Genomic DNA, 14,465 nt, shown 5'->3' with positions numbered 1-14,465 from the left:
CCAGGAGGAGTACCGGGAGCCCACTCCGCAGGAGTGGCGCGACTTCCAGCAGCACTTCGAGCTCCGCAAGGTCTCGCTCGGCACTTGCGGGCGTCCCTACGGAACCTCGTGCAAGCAACGAGCACGCCTGCATCCGCTGCCCGGTCCTTCAGATGGATCCTCGCCAGAAATCGCGCCTCATCCAGAACCTCCGCGAGCGTATCCGTGAGGCCCGCGCCAACGGCTGGCTTGGCGAGGTCGAGGGACTTCAGGTCAGCTTCGACGCCGCGATGGCCAAGCTCAAGAGCCTCAAGAACACTCCGGCCGACGGGTGTCCTCGGCTGGTCGACCTCGGCATGCCCATCTTCACCGACCCCGCAAACCCGCCTCAACTAGGCACGGGAGAGTCCGGGCCCTGGCCAGAGCAGCCCTGACCGAATGCGGGGCGTCTCAAGGCGCCGGCTTACTCACGCCGGTTTCGCACAGCAAGCACCGCCCCCGCGAGCCCCGCCACGCCCCCACCGATCATGGGCACGACCTGCGTCGACACCTTGTGGTCCACGGCGTAGAACCCCAGCCAGACAAAGGCCAAGCCGAACCCCACCACGATCACGTGCTCAAGCAGCCGGAAGCCGTACCCCATCCACTGGTCGAGGCGCTCCCGGTGCAACTGGCGCTCCACTAGGCAGTGTCTTCAAATGATCACCGCTGGTGGATCATGGTGTCGTGATACGTCGCCATGAACTGTCGGATGCCGAGTGGGAGTTCGTCCGGCCCCTGCTGCCCAGGCCGCTGCGGGGTAGGAAGCGGCTGGACGATCGCATGGTGCTCAACGGGATCGTGTGGAAGTTCCGGACGGGGGTGGCCTGGCGGGATGTGCCCGACCGGTACGGTCCGTGGGCCACACTGCACACCCGGTTCCGGCGGTGGGCTCTGGACGGAACGTTCGAGCGAATGCTGCAGGCCGCCCAGGCCGGGGCGGACGCGGACGGGGACGTCGACTGGCTCGTGTCGGTCGACTCCACCGTCGTCCGCGCCCACCAGCACGCCGCCGGGGCACGAAAAGGGGGCTCCGCAGCCCCGCACTCGGACGTTCCCGAGGTGGCCTGACCAGCAAAATCCATCTGGCCTGCGACGGTGCCGGCCGTCCGCTCGCTTTCACGCTCACGGGCGGCAACACCAATGACTGCACCCAGTTCACTGCGGTGATTGAAGCGATACGAGTGCCTCGCATCGGCCCGGGGCGGCCCCGAGTACGACCCTCCCACGTGCTGGGCGACAAGGGCTACAGTTCCCGGGCCATCCGCACCTGGCTGCGACGACGCAGCATCGGTCACACCATCCCCGAGCGGGCCGACCAGGTCCAAAACCGGCTCCGGCGCGGCAGTCGCGGCGGGCGCCCACCGGCCTTCGACAAGCAGCGCTACAAGCAGCGAAACGTGGTGGAACGCTGCTTCAATCGGCTGAAGCAGTGGCGCGGCATCGCCACTCGCTACGACAAGACCGCGGAGTCCTTCCATGCAGCCGTCACTCTCGCGTCGCTCCTGATGTGGGCGTGATGTTCTGACGGTGAACGCCGGGTCATCAGAGATGGAGCTCCGTCTCCCAGGCATCGAAGGGCGGCTCGACCCGATAGCTCGGGTCGCAGCACACTCGGACCCACTGCGCGACCCGGTACTGCGCGTCTCCGTCGTTCAGCACCATGCCGTCGGTGTCGATTTGCAGCACATTGCTATAGATCGCGAAGACCTGTTCCAACGAGGAGCCGGAGTGAAAAACGGTCGAGCGATAGTCAAACCCTTCGAGCAGGTCCAGGTCGAGGGTGCCGTTCGCCAAGTAGAAAGCGAAGAGCCGGAGCGAAGCGCGCACGTCGACAGAAAGATGTTCCACCAAGGCATCATGCTCAGCTACCGCGCCATCTTGGCAAGATCTTTGAAGACACTGCCTAGCAGCGGGGGAAACTCGCCGGCGCGCAGGAGCGCCTCCAGCGGGTTCAGCCCGATCGCCTTGACGCGGACGAGAACCTCGGTGGGGAGGGGCTGGGGCTCGGGCGCGTCCACGATGGTGAGCACCTCGGGACCGCCGAACGTCTGCTGAGTGATGACTCGCATGATTCTCCTGGCTCTGGAGGGGGGAGAGAACCCAGGCTATGAATCTGATAGGAACCAGCAGGTACCTTCGGCGCAGGTACCTTTGGCGCATGAGCGGTTTCTGTCCCGGCGATCCCTTTCTCGCCGACTGTCCGGCGCGGCTGGCGGTCGAGGTGATCGCCGACAAGTGGACGGTGGTCGTGCTCTACGGCCTCAGCAAGGGCCCGGTGCGCCACGGCGAGCTGATCGAGCTGATCGGCGGCATCTCCCGCAAAATGCTCACCCAGACGCTCCGACGGCTCGAAGCGCACGGACTCATCCGCCGCCACGCCTACACCGAGGCGCCGCCCCGCGTCGAGTACGAGCTCACCTCGCTCGGGGCCACGCTGATCGAGCCGATCCACATGCTGACCGAGTGGGCCAGGGCGAACGGCGACGCAGTGCTCGATGCGCTCGACGCCGACCCTGGGTCGGTCGCCCATAGTGACTGAGACCCCCGCCAGGGACCGCCCCTTCAGACTCACCCCAGCCGGGGTATGGCCATCCAGCACCCCAGCCACTCAGCCGCGCGACCAGGTTCGCTGAGACAGAAGGACGAACGACTCGGTTCGTTGAGAAAGTGACTCTATTGAGTGAGACGGGACAACGAAATCTGTGCCAGAGCCTCTCCAGGAACAGCGTCTATCGACGAGTTACGGAGGCGTTCGTTGATCAACTTGCTCTCGGATATCGACGGAAACTGACGGCATCCGCGCGGCGCTGAGCGCTGGACTGGCGTTGAGGCGCCAGGTCCAAGGACGGTTCCAGATACGGGGTCCTGTCGCCGTCCTCGGCGGCGGCGAGAGTCTGCTGGGCGGCAGTGCGAGGACAACCCGCACTGCCCCTTCCCCTCGCCCGTGCCGGCGGTGCCCGTGCCGGTCGACCGCTGCTACCCGGATCGCCCGTACGCGGCCTGGCGCACGGTCGCCACGGTCTCCCCGCTGTCGATCCCGCGGCAGGCCGAAGGGGTCCCGTACATTCAGATCGAGACCCACGTCCAGCCTCTGGAGAACACCCTCTTCCGCTTCTACCAGAACCTCACCGGTCGCGACTGCTCGAACGGCGTACTCGACCCGTGCACCGCGTGTGCGGAGCTGTTCATCCGTGGCTTCCCTCGAACGCGTCCATCAGCATCGACGGCCGCACCCAGAAGGCCAGCTCGGTGTGCCGGCAGAGCGACCCCGGGCTGCGGTTCGTCACCACAAGCCAGCGCGTCTCCCTCATCGGGCCCGGCGGCACGGCGTTCCAGTGGCCGGTCTTCCCCTGCGGCACCGGCTTCTGCATCGAGATCGTCACCTCACAGAAGGTCGCCGTGCAGGACTCCAGCGGCAAGAGCACGACCGTGAGCATCGGAGCCGATGCCCCGTGTCTCCATCTCCCACGTCGCCCGCTTCGACGCCACCTGACCCAGGACGCACAGGTGCCCGCGCCTGCCGCGAACGACGGGGGCGGGCACCTGGTGCCGCGTCAGGACAGCGGCGTCACTTCACGAGGACCACCGAGTTCACCGGCGTCATGTCGTACGAGATGGTGGTGACCAGACGGTTGACGCCGCCGCAGTTGGTGCCGTTGTACCCCCGGCAGATCTGGTAACCCGCTCCGCCGGTCTGGTTGTTCACGACGTCGCGGACGCCGAGCACTTTTTCCAAGTTGTGCGCGCCGTACTGGTAGAAGATGTTCTTGGGCAGGATGCTGCCGTCCGGCTCGCGGATGCAGACCGCGCCGGACGGGCAGGGCGCCGCCGCGGACGCAGTGGGCGCCAGGCCGAGGCCAAGGGCCCCCAGAGCGAGAGTGGCACCTGCGGCGGACGCGATGAACTTGCGCATACTTCCCCCATGCTTGTTGAACGGCGGCCTGGCCAGTGCCGCCTGGACCGCGAACGTGGACCGTCGCCGCGAGCATAATCCAGAGCGTTCGAACGAGTCCTCGCGTTCGCCGACTTCAGAGACGGCTGTGGTTCGTGACTCGTACACGTCTACGTCCGGGAGGTACCCCGGCTGGTTCCTGCCTGATCTTTCCTGATCCCGCCAGCGGCCGACGGCGTCACACCAGTCGACCTTCATCTGGCGCATGACCAGCACCTCTCACCAGGAGCACCGCGATGCTGTCCTGGCAGGAGTCCCCGTGCCTCCCAAACTCAGGTTCTGGTCCAACTTCTGTGGAGCTCTTACGCTCTGTAACCTGTCGGGACCGGATGGCCCTTCGTGGCTCGTTGACAGATCCTTTTGGATCATGCCCGTATGGACTTCGACCTCGCCCCACCGACCGGCGTTGGCCCGTTGCGAATGAAGCTGCGGGCAACTGCTGCCACGTACAGCCCGACGTGGCCACGAACACGATCGCGGCCAGCACCTCACGATCACCATGCCGACGCCGCCCACCGCCCTGAGGCCGCGAGGGCGCCTTGGGCACTACCCGCTGAAACAACGCCCACAACTCATCCGGCACCAACGGCTCAACGATCCCCACCGCAGCAGGCTATCGGCCCCGGAGCATCAGCGTCCTTCGCGGCGATGGGCATCGAACCGACGCAGCACCCGGACCAGGCGCCATACTCCGAATGCCGCTCCCACCAGCGCACCTGCCACCAGTACGCCATCCCGCGCCGCACCAGAGATGCCGAAGACCAGCACGAGAACCAGCGCGACGACGAATACGGTTGCAGCCAGCAGGGCGGCCGTCACCAGGGCGAAAACGATCTCTACCGTCATCGCGTCCTTTTCCCACCGCGACTGACGCCCCATATCCATACTGGCAAGTCTTACACCTCGGCCAACCACATCCGCCCTCGCCCGAACATCACCCCACCCACCTGTCATGGCAGACAAGCCAAATGAGATGACTTCTAAGTCGCTGGACGCGCCAGAAGGCGGCATCGCCGGTCGAACCGGGGATGCCGCCTTCTGCTTGCGGACGACGTTGCGTCCGTCGCACTATCGTCGGGCGGTCTTCGAGCCAGAGCCGACGGTCTGACATGCCTTGGTGGCGCTGACGCCCTGCTGCATGAGCGGGAAGTACGCCTCCCGATCATGCGACAACTGCATGCGTTCCTGAGCCACGGTCCGCAGCTCCCGGCTCTCGAAGCGCATCGCATCCCCCTGAACCGGGGCGTTGCAATGACCGCTGGAACGGACGTCTTGGCCGGGGTCCATGGGCACCTGTCGTTCGGCCCGAGGGGCTTCCTCACGACGCGGGGGCGACGCCGGCTGAGGTCGCAACGTGGCCCGGGCGTGCCGGGTATCTGCTTCGCGATCGCGGCCGGCGCACGATCGTGCCGTGGCTCTGCCCTGGGCTGTTGAGACGTGGGAGACGTCTACGACCCGATCGGGGCGAACAGCGCGTTGATGGTCCGGTTGGCGTTCATGGTGATCTCGTGGCTCGGGTTGCTTCCCGCCAATTCCACGCCGTCGACCGCCCAGGCGTCGAACCGGTAGCCGGGGTTGGGGAAGGCGCTGACGGTGACCCGCGTGTTGGGATCGTACGGACCGAATTCGCTGATCCTGACCGTGCCGCCGGTGTTCGGGGTGACGGACACGGTGAGGGAGTGGCGGTTCACGGGCCTTGTGGGGGCACGGTAGGCGGCCAGGATGTCGGCGTTCTGCCGTGCGACGGCTGCGTTGTTGTTCATGGCGTCGCCGAGAGGCTGGTTGCCCCAGAACCTGTCGGGGTTGGAGTACTCGTTGACGACGTTGCACGCCTGGGGGCAGGCGTTGGAGTAGGCCATGAGCGTGCGGTGCTGTCCGTCGGGCGTGATCCAGCCGTAGTTGGACGAGCCCTCGGGCGGCGTTGAGCCTTGCCTCATGTACGTCAGGCGGTCGTGCTGCATGCCGAAGTTGTGGCCGATCTCGTGTGCGAGGTTCTCCCATGCCGTCACGGAGAAAATACTGGTGACCGAGAACGCGGCACCGGAGGTTGCCGCTGACGGGCGAGGAGTGGGCAGGTCGGACGCCCCGGAACTGTCCTCCGCGGGGACGGAGGCGAACAACGCAACCAGGTCGGCGCCGTACAGCAGCCGTTGGGATGCGGCCGCGCTGCCGAGGACCGTGTTTGTAGGGCTGCTGATCATGCTCAGCAGCGTGTTCACGTTCTCGCGATGGACCCCGGTGGCCGCGGTCTCGTAGGTGTTGATGACATGCACGCTGGCCGGCACATTGCTGTCCGCGAGCGCCCTGTTGAGCTGGTTCACGCCGTAGTTGATACGGGACACGACCGCCGAGACACTGCCGAGTTCGGCGACAGTGGCCGGGGTGTAGGCCGCGACGATGTCGATGGCTGCCGGATTGTTCGGCGTGGCGGCCCTCGTACCGGGCTTGTGTGGCTTGTTCGGCTTTGTCGCGCGGACGTCGACCGTGTCGACACCGTGCCCGTTGGGCGGCAGTTTCAGGGGGTCGATCTCCTTCAGCATGTACCAGCCCGGCCGCTTCGCCAGCGGCTCATAGGCGTACTGGCGGAAGCCGGCCTCGATCGTGCCGGAGAGCGTGACCGGCCCCTTGCCGCAGGCTCCGATCACGGACACCGAGATGGTCTTCTGGACATTCTTCGGGTCGTGGCCGCTCCAGTACACCGTGCCGTTCTTGTCCAGTCGCTGGAAGTCCTGCACCGCGGTGAAGGGCTTACCGTGCTCGAACAGCGGGAAGGTACGACGCTCGGGTCTGCCCTCCTTCTGCTTGCCGCACAGCGAACGGAACGCCTTGGCGTCCGTGCGCTGTGCGGCACTCCGCAGTACCCAGGGCTCGTGATCACCGCCGCCTGGTCTGGCCGAGGCGGCAGGTGCGGTCAGGACCAGTGACAGGCCGGCAGCGGCAGCGGTCGCCGCGCGGGTGGTGGCGAGCAGGAATCGAGGACGCATGAGATGGAGGAGCCTTCCGTGAGGATTTCCGCCTTGTATCCCGCACCGAAGACCACGCCACGCCGGTAAGACGTTCCCACACGACCGACCGGTCTCCGGTTCACCCGAACAGAGGGGGCGGGGTCCGCCGGACGCCGCCTGGACCGTCAGGTCGGCCCGGACAGACTCGTGCATGCCCGGCCATAAGCTTGGCGGTTTGAGCTTGCTCCGGTTTGGCGGACATTCGAGATCGGGGGTTCGTCCCCGGGAGGATGTCCATCATGGAGAGCATGGGGAAGACGCCTCGTCGCGCTCGCCGCTCGTTCACGCCGGAGTTCAAGGCCGAGATCGTTGAGCTGTGCCGCCGCGGCGACCGCTCGATCGGCCAGGTCGCCACGGACTTCGACCTGGCCGAGACCCGGGTGCGTGACTGGGTCCGGCAAGCAGAAGTCGACGCCGGCGAGCGGGATGGCTTGACCGGCAACGAACGTGACGAGCTGGCCGCGTTGCGGCGGGAGAACCGCCGTCTGCGCGAGGACGTGGAGGTCCTCAAGCGAGCCACGGCTTTCTTCGCGCAGGAGACCCGGTGAACGTCCACCCGTTCATCGAGGCGGAGAAGCAGGCAGGCCCCAGCGTCACACGCGCATGTGAGCTGCTGAAGGTCTCCCGTGCCGCCTACTTCGCCCGCCGCTCAGGCCCCAGCGCCCGCACCAGTGACGATGCTGAGCTGACCGAGAAGATCCGTGCGGTCCACGCTCGCTCCCGAGACACCTACGGCTCCCCGCGCGTGAAGGCCGCCCTCAACCGCGACGGCACTGTCTGCGGGCGACGGCGGGTCGCCAGACTGATGCAGCAGGCGGATCTGACCGGGATCACACACCGACGCCGCCAGCGCACCACCATCCCGGACCCCAAAGCGGCCATCCGCCCAGACCTGGTCCTACGCGACTTCCAGCCGAACCCTGCCGGCGCTGACACGCGCTGGTGCGGCGACATCACCTACATCCCCACCGACGAGGGCTGGCTCTACCTACCCACCGTCATCGACATCCGCCGCGTCGTCGGCTGGACCACCGCCGACCACCTGCGCACGAGCCTGGTCGCCGACACCCTCACCACCGCCTGCCGCACCCGTCGACCGACAGAGCACGTGATCTTCCCCTCCGACCGCGGCTGCCAATACACCAGTCACGAACTCGCCCCACTCGCGGCGCAGTTGAACGTCCGCCTGCCCGTGGGGCGCACCGGACAGTGCTGGGACAACGCCCTGGCGGAGTCGTCCTTCTCGACGTTGAAGAACGAACTGCTCGGCAGGCAGTCCTGGGGTGAGCTGGCGGGACGTCCCCGGGGAACAGTTCGGGCTGCAGCGGAGTGACGGCCTGGAGGTGTCTGCAGGACTGGACCGAAGCGGGGGTATGGCCCCGCCTCCATGAGGTCCTGCTGGCAGAACTCCGCAAGGGCGGCCTACTTGGAGATGGACGGGTCCGCGCCCCGCCTTCTGATGCCTGATACCTCCGAGGCGCCAGACAAAAGTGCTACTTACCCATTGGATGGACCAATGCCGTGCCCAGCACGTCGCAGTGGCTACCGCCCGCCCGCTACGAAGATCACGGCAGATGGACTCGTCCGGAAGGGATCCTCGGTGGTGAAGGTCTCTCACCTCACTCGATTCCATGGCGCCTCGTGGCGCACCGACCCGTTACGACAAGCGGGCGTACGTTTTCCATGGCACCGTCACGGCCGCAGATCCGACTCTGGCTTCGGCCCGGAGTGGAATCACCCCTTCTGATGCGGCGTCCGAGAAATCAGCAGCAGCGCGACAAACAAGACAAACGGGACAGACGCCCGCGCTCCACGGTTGCGGCACGATCTTCAGGGCGGCAACCGCCAGAACTGCGAGCAGAACCCAGCTCGCGAAAAGCCACGGACGCTTGACCAGCGTCCTAGCCACGATGGCCCAACGACTGCGGAAACCATCCCCCATCGATCCCATGGCCAGACCCTAGTCTCAGTGGGCAGCGGCCATCCATGATCCGCCGGACACGACCTAACCCCGAGCGACCTCAGCGGTGTGCGCGGGGGTGTAGCGCTCGCCGATCACCTGGTCGCTCAGCGGGTCCAGCGCGGCCAGCGCCTCGGCGTCCAGGGTGAGCTCCAGCGCGGCCGCGTTCTGCTCCAGCCGGGCAGGGCTGCGGGTGCCCGGAATGGTCGCCACCGCCACCCCGAGCCGCTCGGCCTGGGCGTACACCCAGGCCAGCGCCACCTGGGCCGGGGTGGTACCCAGCCGGTCGGCCACCTCGCGCACGGTCTGCGCGATCTTCTCGTTGGCCTCGCCCGCCTCGCCGGCGAAGCGGGGGTTGGTGCGCCGGAAGTCCTTCTCGCCCAGTGTGGAGCGGTCCAGGGTGCCGGTCAGGAACCCTCGCCCCAGCGGCGAGTACGGGACCAGCCCGACCCCCAGCTCGGCCATCACCGGGGTGACCGCCTCAACGTCGCGGCTCCACAACGAGTACTCGCTCTGCACCGCGGTGATCGGGTGCACCGCGTGCGCCCGGCGCAGCAGCTCGCCATCGACCTCGGACAGACCCAGATGGCGGACCTTGCCCGCCTCGACCAGCTCGGCCATCGCCCCGACGGTCTCCTCGATCTCCACGTCCTGGGGCGGACGGTGGGCGTAGTACAGGTCGATCACCTCGACGCCCAGCCGCAGCAGCGAAGCGTCGCAGGAGCGCAGCACGTAGTCCCGGGCACCGCGGATGTGGCGTGCCCGGTCGCCGGCACTGCGGTCAATGCCGAACTTGGTGGCCAGCTGCACCTGGTCCCGGCGGCCGTGGATGGCCCGGCCCACCAGCACCTCGTTGTGCCCGGTGCCGTAGGAGTCGGAGGTGTCCAGGAACGTGATGCCCAGCTCCAGGGCCCGGTCGATGGTGGCCAGGCCGCCGTCCCAGTCGGCGGCGCCATAGCTCTCGCTCATCCCCATGCACCCCAGGCCCATCGCGCTGACGATGAGACCGGTCGAGCCGAGCGTGGTTCGGGTGATCATGCGCGGGACACTCCTCCTGCCCGGCGGACCGGGCGGTACCGTGAGTTGACGAACGCCTCAGAAACTAGGGCTTGGAGCGCACTCGAAGTCAAGTGGGAGGACCGGCCCCCGCCGGCGGGTCAGGCGCGGCGGGAGTGGGTGAGGGTGAAGCGGTCCACCGCAGTAGGTCGCCACAGGGCCCGGCCATCGCGTATCTCCCGGCCGTCTTCACCAGCGGGTGCAGCGGCCCAGCGGCCGGACCTTCGTGCGGGACATGGCGTCCTCTTCTTCTACCGGTCACGGGTATCTGCACGGGACCTCCGCTACGACAACGAACGGCCCGACAGGTCGGGTGCATCGCCCATCTCTCCCCGCCTTCGCCGTCCTCGACGGCGTCCGGGTCCCGCAGCGGGGGCAGCCCCTGGCCGGCGGCGCTGGCCTTGACGGTGAACAGGTAGCGGCCCAGGAAGTTGATGTGCCGGGCCCCGAGCTGCGAGAGGCGGGCAACGTCCCCGTCCTTGGTGTCGTGGCCCTCGGCACATGCTCGACACCAGCCCAGCCGGTCAACGTGGTGCTGGGCATACGCCCCGTGGGCGCAAGCGCTGAAGGCGCTAACCGTAATTACCGAGAGCAAGACCCACTCGGTATTTCGTCGCTGGGACAGGCCGTTCAGGGCTTGGGGCCAGCAGAGTTGCCGGGTCTGGCCTGCTGTAGAAGCTTGATGCCAAGTTCGTCGGTACGGTCGGCTCGTCGGGTGAGGCGATGAACCAGTACCCATCTGCCGTCCGGCACAGCGCCGGTGAAGACAGAAGCGTCACCGGTGGCGCCGTTGTGCCAGAGCACGCTACCGGCCTTCTGCCAGGACATAGCGGGCTCCCCCAGTTTCCGATCCACGAGGAGCGCGGCCACCAGGTCCGCAGCGGCACGCGGGGTGGCCCAGAGCCCGCCGGCGGGAAGGATCGGGCCGGACATGGTCCAGGGACGCCGTGCACGGCCGAACAGTCCGCGGCTGTGGAGTTGTCGATCTGCCGGCGGATTGCTCGTTACCTCGGTGATGTCCAGAGGGGCGAGGACGTAGTGATCCAAGAGGCCCTGGTAGGACATGCCTGAGGCGGCAGTCAGCGCGGCTCCAAGGACGGAGTATCCGAGGTTGGAGTACTCCACCGTGCGGCCCGGGGCAGCAGTGGCGAGGGTATCCAGTCTCCGGAGCACGCCGTGCAAGGCGTCATCGTCGAAGGCGGAGTACGGGTCACGCCGTCTCATGTGCGGGGGAATCCGGGGCAGTCCGGAAGTGTGCTGGGCGAGATGCTTCAAGGTGATACCGGTACCCGGCGGAACGGGCAAGAACTGCTCCAGCGGGGAGTCCGACTCCAGCACGCCCTTCGCTGCGAACTGGGCCAGAGCGGTTCCGGTAAGGATCTTGCTCAGTGAGCCAATCTGGACGTATGCGTCGACCGCATGTCCATGCAGGGCCTGCGGTGCTTCGCTGCTACTGAGGATGCAGGTGGGGACGGGACTCATGGCAGGCTTTCAGTGATAGGGACGAGGGACCGGGCAAGCTGCTTCCGGCGGGCATCCGGCGCCGGTTGACGGCCACCCTCCGGTAGACCTGGCGAGCAAGCAAGCTGATGGCGTTCATGGACCGTCTTCCACGGCCCGAACCGATCAGGCATCACGCCACTCCCCCCCAGTCCGTACCGGCGCAAGATCCCGTAGATCACCTGTCGGTGATCCCGCCATCTGTCCTCGACGGCGCCGATAGCCGGAGCGTCACGTCAGCGGAACTCGCAGTTCGTCGCGGAACAGCCGCACCACGTGCTCCCACGACGCGTCCGCCGCCGTCTTGTCGTACGTCTCGTACCCCGGGAAGAAGAAAGCGTGCTCGGCGTCAGGGTGGACGGTTACCTCGTGGCGTACGCCCGCTGCTGTGAGCGCGCGGCGGACCGCGTCGACTTGGGCCGCGTCGATGACGTGGTCACGTTCGGCGAAGAAGAGGGTGAGGCGGGTGCCGTGCGTCGCGATCGCGCCCGTTTCGTCGAGGAGCGGGGCCGGGCGGCTGAGTGCCGTGCCGGTCGTGGGAAGCCAGCCCGGGTAGTAGATCGCGGCCGCCGCGAGGGGCAGCCGGGTCGCCGCGAAGTAGGCGAAGTGGCCGCCGAGGCTGAAGCCCAGCATGCCGGTGCGGTCCGCGGCGCCCGCATAGGTGCGGGCGTGGGCGGCCGCCGCCCGCAGGTCTGCCTCGACCTCGTCACGGGTCATCCGGGCCACCAGCTCGAAGGCGTGGGTGCGGTTCGCGTCGGAGTGGGGAAAGCCCTCCGCCGAGTCCGGATCGGTGCGGTGGTAGAGGTTCGGGACAATCGCTACGAAACCGAGGGCAGCGACGCGGCGGGCCACGGCACGCGCGTCCTCGTTCACACCCCACAGTTCCGTGCCGACGAGGACGACCGGGTGATCGCCCGTGGTAGCGGGACGGGCCAGATAGGCGGACATGCGGGTGGGTGCGCCGGGCACCTCGATGACCGGCTGTTCGTCGACGACGTCGAACTCATCTTCGTAAGTCACGGCCGGACTGTGTCACGATCCGCGCCCGGATGCAGGGGTTTTGATCAGTTCACGCGCCGCCCGCGCCTTCATGCCCCGGGAGTGCGTGCGTGGCCATGCCTGCTGGCGGAGGGGGCAGATCACCCGGGTGCATCTGAGGGGAACGATGCCGCGGCGGCCGCCCGCGGCGGGGAGGATGCAGTAGTCAGTGAAGCCGCCCCCACAGGTGGGCAGTTGGGTGCTGTTCTTCCGCGCTCGATGAGGCACGACTTGTAGCGCCTCCCGTGGGACAGGCGCCGTGCGACCGGCCCACCCTGACCTCGCGTCACCGCCACATTGTGGCCAGTTACCTCAACGGTGGCGCACCGCTGGCGGCTCGGGTCGGTACGGCGGAAGCGGTGAGTGTAGAAAAGGTGAGGGCAGCGCAGGCCACGGGTGCAGCGGTGGCGGCCGCAGACCCGACTCCCACCGAGGCTCTAGCTGTATTCACCCGTGAGGTTGGGGACGCGGCTGGCGGGTGGTTGGCCCTTAAGCGCGGTGTGTCCGCGGTGGTGATTGTAGGAGTGCAGCCAGCGGGGGAATGCGTCACGTCGTTCCTGCTCTGAGCGGTAGGGCTTTGCGTAGGCCCACTCGTCGAGCAGGGTGCGGTTGAGTCGTTCGACCTTGCCGTTGGTCTGCGGTCGGTAGGGCCGGGTGCGCTTGTGGGTGATCCCGGCCTTTGCCAGGGTCTCGCGCCAGAGGTAGGACTTGTAGCACGCCCCGTTGTCGGTCAGGACCCGTTCGACGGTGATCCCGCAGTGGGTGAAGAAGGTCTGGGCCCGCTGCCAGAACGCGGTGGCGGTCTCTTTCTTCTCGTCCGTGTGGATCTCGCTGTAAGCCAGACGGGAGTGGTCGTCGACGGCGGTATGGATATAGCTGTAACCGGCCCCGGAGCGGGTCTTGCGGCCTGCCTGGCGGCCCAGGGCCTTGTGACCGCCCCCGTCGGGAATGTTGCCAAGCTTCTTGATGTCCACGTGCACGAGTTCGCCGGGCCGGTCGCGTTCGTAGCGGCGTATGACACGGCCGGTGACCCGATCGAGATGGCTGAGCCGGGCCAAGCCAAAGCGAACCAGCACCCGGTGCACGGTGGATGGCACCAGGCCCAGCAGGTGTGCGATGCGGGCCGGTCCCCACCGCCTCGCGAGGCGGACTTTGATGATCCGGCGTTCGGTCCGGGTCGGCGTGCGTCGAGGGCTGTGGTGGGGGCGGCTGGAACGGTCGCTCATCCCCGCTTCGCCGAGCCGGCGATAGCGCCCGGCCCACCGCTGGGCTGTGGTCGGTGATACCTGGAACCGCTCCGCTGCCCGGCGCAGAGGCCATCCGTCATCAACCACACAGCGGGCCAGCCGCAGGCGTCCGGTCTCGGTCAGAGGTGCATTACGGTGAGGCATGAGGGCCTTTCGGGCTGGTGTAGACGTCGCAATCCACACCGAACCCGGAAGGCCCTCACTCGTTCAAGATCCCCAGACGGTGATCACTGTCACCGCACCCAACCTCCGTGGACAGAACATCTAGCGCGGCTCCGCTGCGAGTCCCCGCTCGCCCTCGCTGCGATGGGCCGGACGATGACTTCGTGGCTGGTCAGCGGGCGGCCGCGCCAGTTTGCGTAAGAAGAGCCGGTGCTCGATCTTGTTCCACTTCGATGTACCCGGCGGCAGGTGGCAGACGGCGATCGTGAGTCCTGTTTCGGAAGCGAGCCGGGCGAGTCCAAGCTTCCAGGCCCGGGGTGCGGTAGCCGTTCGGGCCGCCCGCGTCGGCGGTCATGAGCCGTCGTGTCGCCTGCGGGTAGGCAGCTCGGCCCTGACCGGACCACCAGCGGCGGATCGATTCCACTGCGAACGCGGCGGTGTCGTGATCGGTGCCCACGTTGACCCAGATAGCGCCTGCGGCCTGGCCAACTTCGGCGCGGTGATCTCCCCAACACCCTCATCAA

15 protein-coding genes and 4 pseudogenes are annotated in these 14,465 nt (G+C 67.3%); 6 read left to right on the top strand and 13 right to left on the bottom strand.

Annotated elements, in window-relative coordinates:
• Positions 1–152: 152 nt before the first annotated feature.
• The gene (locus OHB13_RS37035) at positions 153–413 is read left to right on the top strand and encodes a hypothetical protein (RefSeq protein ID WP_328380135.1); all 261 of its coding nucleotides are present in this window, start codon (positions 153–155) and stop codon (positions 411–413) included.
• A 29-nt stretch (positions 414–442) separates the two neighbouring features.
• Here OHB13_RS37035 and OHB13_RS37030 read toward each other — a convergent pair whose 3' ends face one another.
• On the bottom strand, positions 443–661 hold the full coding sequence (locus OHB13_RS37030) for a hypothetical protein (RefSeq protein WP_328380134.1): 219 nt from the start codon (positions 659–661) through the stop codon (positions 443–445).
• A 47-nt stretch (positions 662–708) separates the two neighbouring features.
• Here OHB13_RS37030 and OHB13_RS37025 point away from each other — a divergent pair.
• A pseudogene (locus tag OHB13_RS37025) lies at positions 709–1,538 on the top strand (IS5 family transposase).
• Between the two features lie 25 nt (positions 1,539–1,563).
• On the opposite strand, the gene OHB13_RS37020 reads toward OHB13_RS37025, so the two are convergent.
• Together OHB13_RS37020 and OHB13_RS37015 are read right to left on the bottom strand one after the other, a co-directional pair.
• Positions 1,564–1,869, bottom strand: coding sequence for a DUF7677 family protein (locus OHB13_RS37020; protein ID WP_328374641.1), 306 nt, complete (start codon positions 1,867–1,869; stop codon positions 1,564–1,566).
• Between the two features lie 65 nt (positions 1,870–1,934).
• Positions 1,935–2,090 (bottom strand): annotated as a pseudogene (locus OHB13_RS37015) (NADP-dependent oxidoreductase); the annotation flags it as partial.
• An 89-nt stretch (positions 2,091–2,179) separates the two neighbouring features.
• Between OHB13_RS37015 and OHB13_RS37010 the strand changes: the two are divergent.
• Complete coding sequence (locus OHB13_RS37010) at positions 2,180–2,560, top strand: winged helix-turn-helix transcriptional regulator (RefSeq protein WP_328380133.1); 381 nt, start codon at positions 2,180–2,182, stop codon at positions 2,558–2,560.
• 646 nt (positions 2,561–3,206) lie between these two features.
• Here the strand turns inward: OHB13_RS37010 and OHB13_RS37005 are convergent.
• The 5 genes from OHB13_RS37005 to OHB13_RS36985 form a co-directional block, all read right to left on the bottom strand.
• Positions 3,207–3,446 (bottom strand): hypothetical protein, encoded by a 240-nt coding sequence (locus OHB13_RS37005; RefSeq protein ID WP_328380132.1) that lies wholly within the window; start codon positions 3,444–3,446, stop codon positions 3,207–3,209.
• A 143-nt stretch (positions 3,447–3,589) separates the two neighbouring features.
• On the bottom strand, positions 3,590–3,934 hold the full coding sequence (locus OHB13_RS37000) for a hypothetical protein (protein ID WP_327293571.1): 345 nt from the start codon (positions 3,932–3,934) through the stop codon (positions 3,590–3,592).
• Positions 3,935–4,151: 217 nt separating this feature from the next.
• Entirely contained in the window at positions 4,152–4,577 is a 426-nt protein-coding gene (locus OHB13_RS36995; RefSeq protein WP_328380131.1) for a transposase, read from the bottom strand.
• Between the two features lie 26 nt (positions 4,578–4,603).
• Positions 4,604–4,858, bottom strand: a complete 255-nt coding sequence (locus OHB13_RS36990; protein ID WP_328380130.1) for a DUF6332 family protein — start codon at positions 4,856–4,858, stop codon at positions 4,604–4,606.
• Between the two features lie 563 nt (positions 4,859–5,421).
• Positions 5,422–6,957, bottom strand: coding sequence for an InlB B-repeat-containing protein (locus tag OHB13_RS36985; protein WP_328380129.1), 1,536 nt, complete (start codon positions 6,955–6,957; stop codon positions 5,422–5,424).
• Between the two features lie 260 nt (positions 6,958–7,217).
• On the opposite strand from OHB13_RS36985, the gene OHB13_RS36980 reads away from it, so the two are divergent.
• From OHB13_RS36980 to OHB13_RS36970, 3 genes and pseudogenes are all read left to right on the top strand, one after another.
• Entirely contained in the window at positions 7,218–7,526 is a 309-nt protein-coding gene (locus OHB13_RS36980; RefSeq protein ID WP_328380128.1) for a transposase, read from the top strand.
• Positions 7,523–8,311: an IS3 family transposase gene (locus tag OHB13_RS36975; protein WP_328380127.1), complete on the top strand. Its 789-nt coding sequence runs from the start codon at positions 7,523–7,525 to the stop codon at positions 8,309–8,311. The genes OHB13_RS36980 and OHB13_RS36975 overlap by 4 nt, the downstream gene beginning before the upstream one ends.
• Positions 8,281–8,406, top strand: a pseudogene (locus tag OHB13_RS36970) (IS5/IS1182 family transposase); the annotation flags it as partial. The gene OHB13_RS36975 and the pseudogene OHB13_RS36970, both read left to right, overlap by 31 nt.
• Before the next feature lie 577 nt (positions 8,407–8,983).
• On the opposite strand, the gene OHB13_RS36965 reads toward OHB13_RS36970, so the two are convergent.
• The 5 genes and pseudogenes from OHB13_RS36965 to OHB13_RS36945 all read right to left on the bottom strand — a co-directional run.
• Entirely contained in the window at positions 8,984–9,976 is a 993-nt protein-coding gene (locus OHB13_RS36965) for an aldo/keto reductase (protein ID WP_328380126.1), read from the bottom strand.
• A 648-nt stretch (positions 9,977–10,624) separates the two neighbouring features.
• Complete coding sequence (locus OHB13_RS36960; RefSeq protein WP_328380125.1) at positions 10,625–11,476, bottom strand: serine hydrolase domain-containing protein; 852 nt, start codon at positions 11,474–11,476, stop codon at positions 10,625–10,627.
• Between the two features lie 249 nt (positions 11,477–11,725).
• Complete coding sequence (locus OHB13_RS36955) at positions 11,726–12,514, bottom strand: dienelactone hydrolase family protein (protein ID WP_328380124.1); 789 nt, start codon at positions 12,512–12,514, stop codon at positions 11,726–11,728.
• A 455-nt stretch (positions 12,515–12,969) separates the two neighbouring features.
• Positions 12,970–13,923: an IS481 family transposase gene (locus OHB13_RS36950; RefSeq protein WP_328380123.1), complete on the bottom strand. Its 954-nt coding sequence runs from the start codon at positions 13,921–13,923 to the stop codon at positions 12,970–12,972.
• Between the two features lie 155 nt (positions 13,924–14,078).
• Positions 14,079–14,422: pseudogene (locus OHB13_RS36945) on the bottom strand (ISAzo13-like element transposase-related protein); the annotation flags it as partial.
• Positions 14,423–14,465: the final 43 nt, after the last annotated feature.

It is taken from the genome of Streptomyces sp. NBC_00440 (genome assembly GCF_036014215.1).
GTDB lineage: Bacteria > Actinomycetota > Actinomycetes > Streptomycetales > Streptomycetaceae > Streptomyces.
Note: the sequence above shows the minus strand (reverse complement) of the source record. Positions and strands in the feature narration are given on the sequence as shown.

Excerpts from the sequence above, each read along its gene's own strand:
- OHB13_RS37035 (WP_328380135.1), top strand. The coding sequence starts at position 153 with ATGGATCCTCGCCAGAAATCGCGCCTCATCCAGAACCTCCGCGAGCGT.
- OHB13_RS37010 (WP_328380133.1), top strand. The coding sequence starts at position 2,180 with ATGAGCGGTTTCTGTCCCGGCGATCCCTTTCTCGCCGACTGTCCGGCG.
- OHB13_RS37000 (WP_327293571.1), bottom strand. The coding sequence starts at position 3,934 with ATGCGCAAGTTCATCGCGTCCGCCGCAGGTGCCACTCTCGCTCTGGGG.
- OHB13_RS36990 (WP_328380130.1), bottom strand. The coding sequence starts at position 4,858 with ATGGATATGGGGCGTCAGTCGCGGTGGGAAAAGGACGCGATGACGGTA.
- OHB13_RS36985 (WP_328380129.1), bottom strand. The coding sequence starts at position 6,957 with ATGCGTCCTCGATTCCTGCTCGCCACCACCCGCGCGGCGACCGCTGCC.
- OHB13_RS36980 (WP_328380128.1), top strand. The coding sequence starts at position 7,218 with ATGGAGAGCATGGGGAAGACGCCTCGTCGCGCTCGCCGCTCGTTCACG.
- OHB13_RS36965 (WP_328380126.1), bottom strand. The coding sequence starts at position 9,976 with ATGATCACCCGAACCACGCTCGGCTCGACCGGTCTCATCGTCAGCGCG.
- OHB13_RS36960 (WP_328380125.1), bottom strand. The coding sequence starts at position 11,476 with ATGAGTCCCGTCCCCACCTGCATCCTCAGTAGCAGCGAAGCACCGCAG.
- OHB13_RS36950 (WP_328380123.1), bottom strand. The coding sequence starts at position 13,923 with ATGCCTCACCGTAATGCACCTCTGACCGAGACCGGACGCCTGCGGCTG.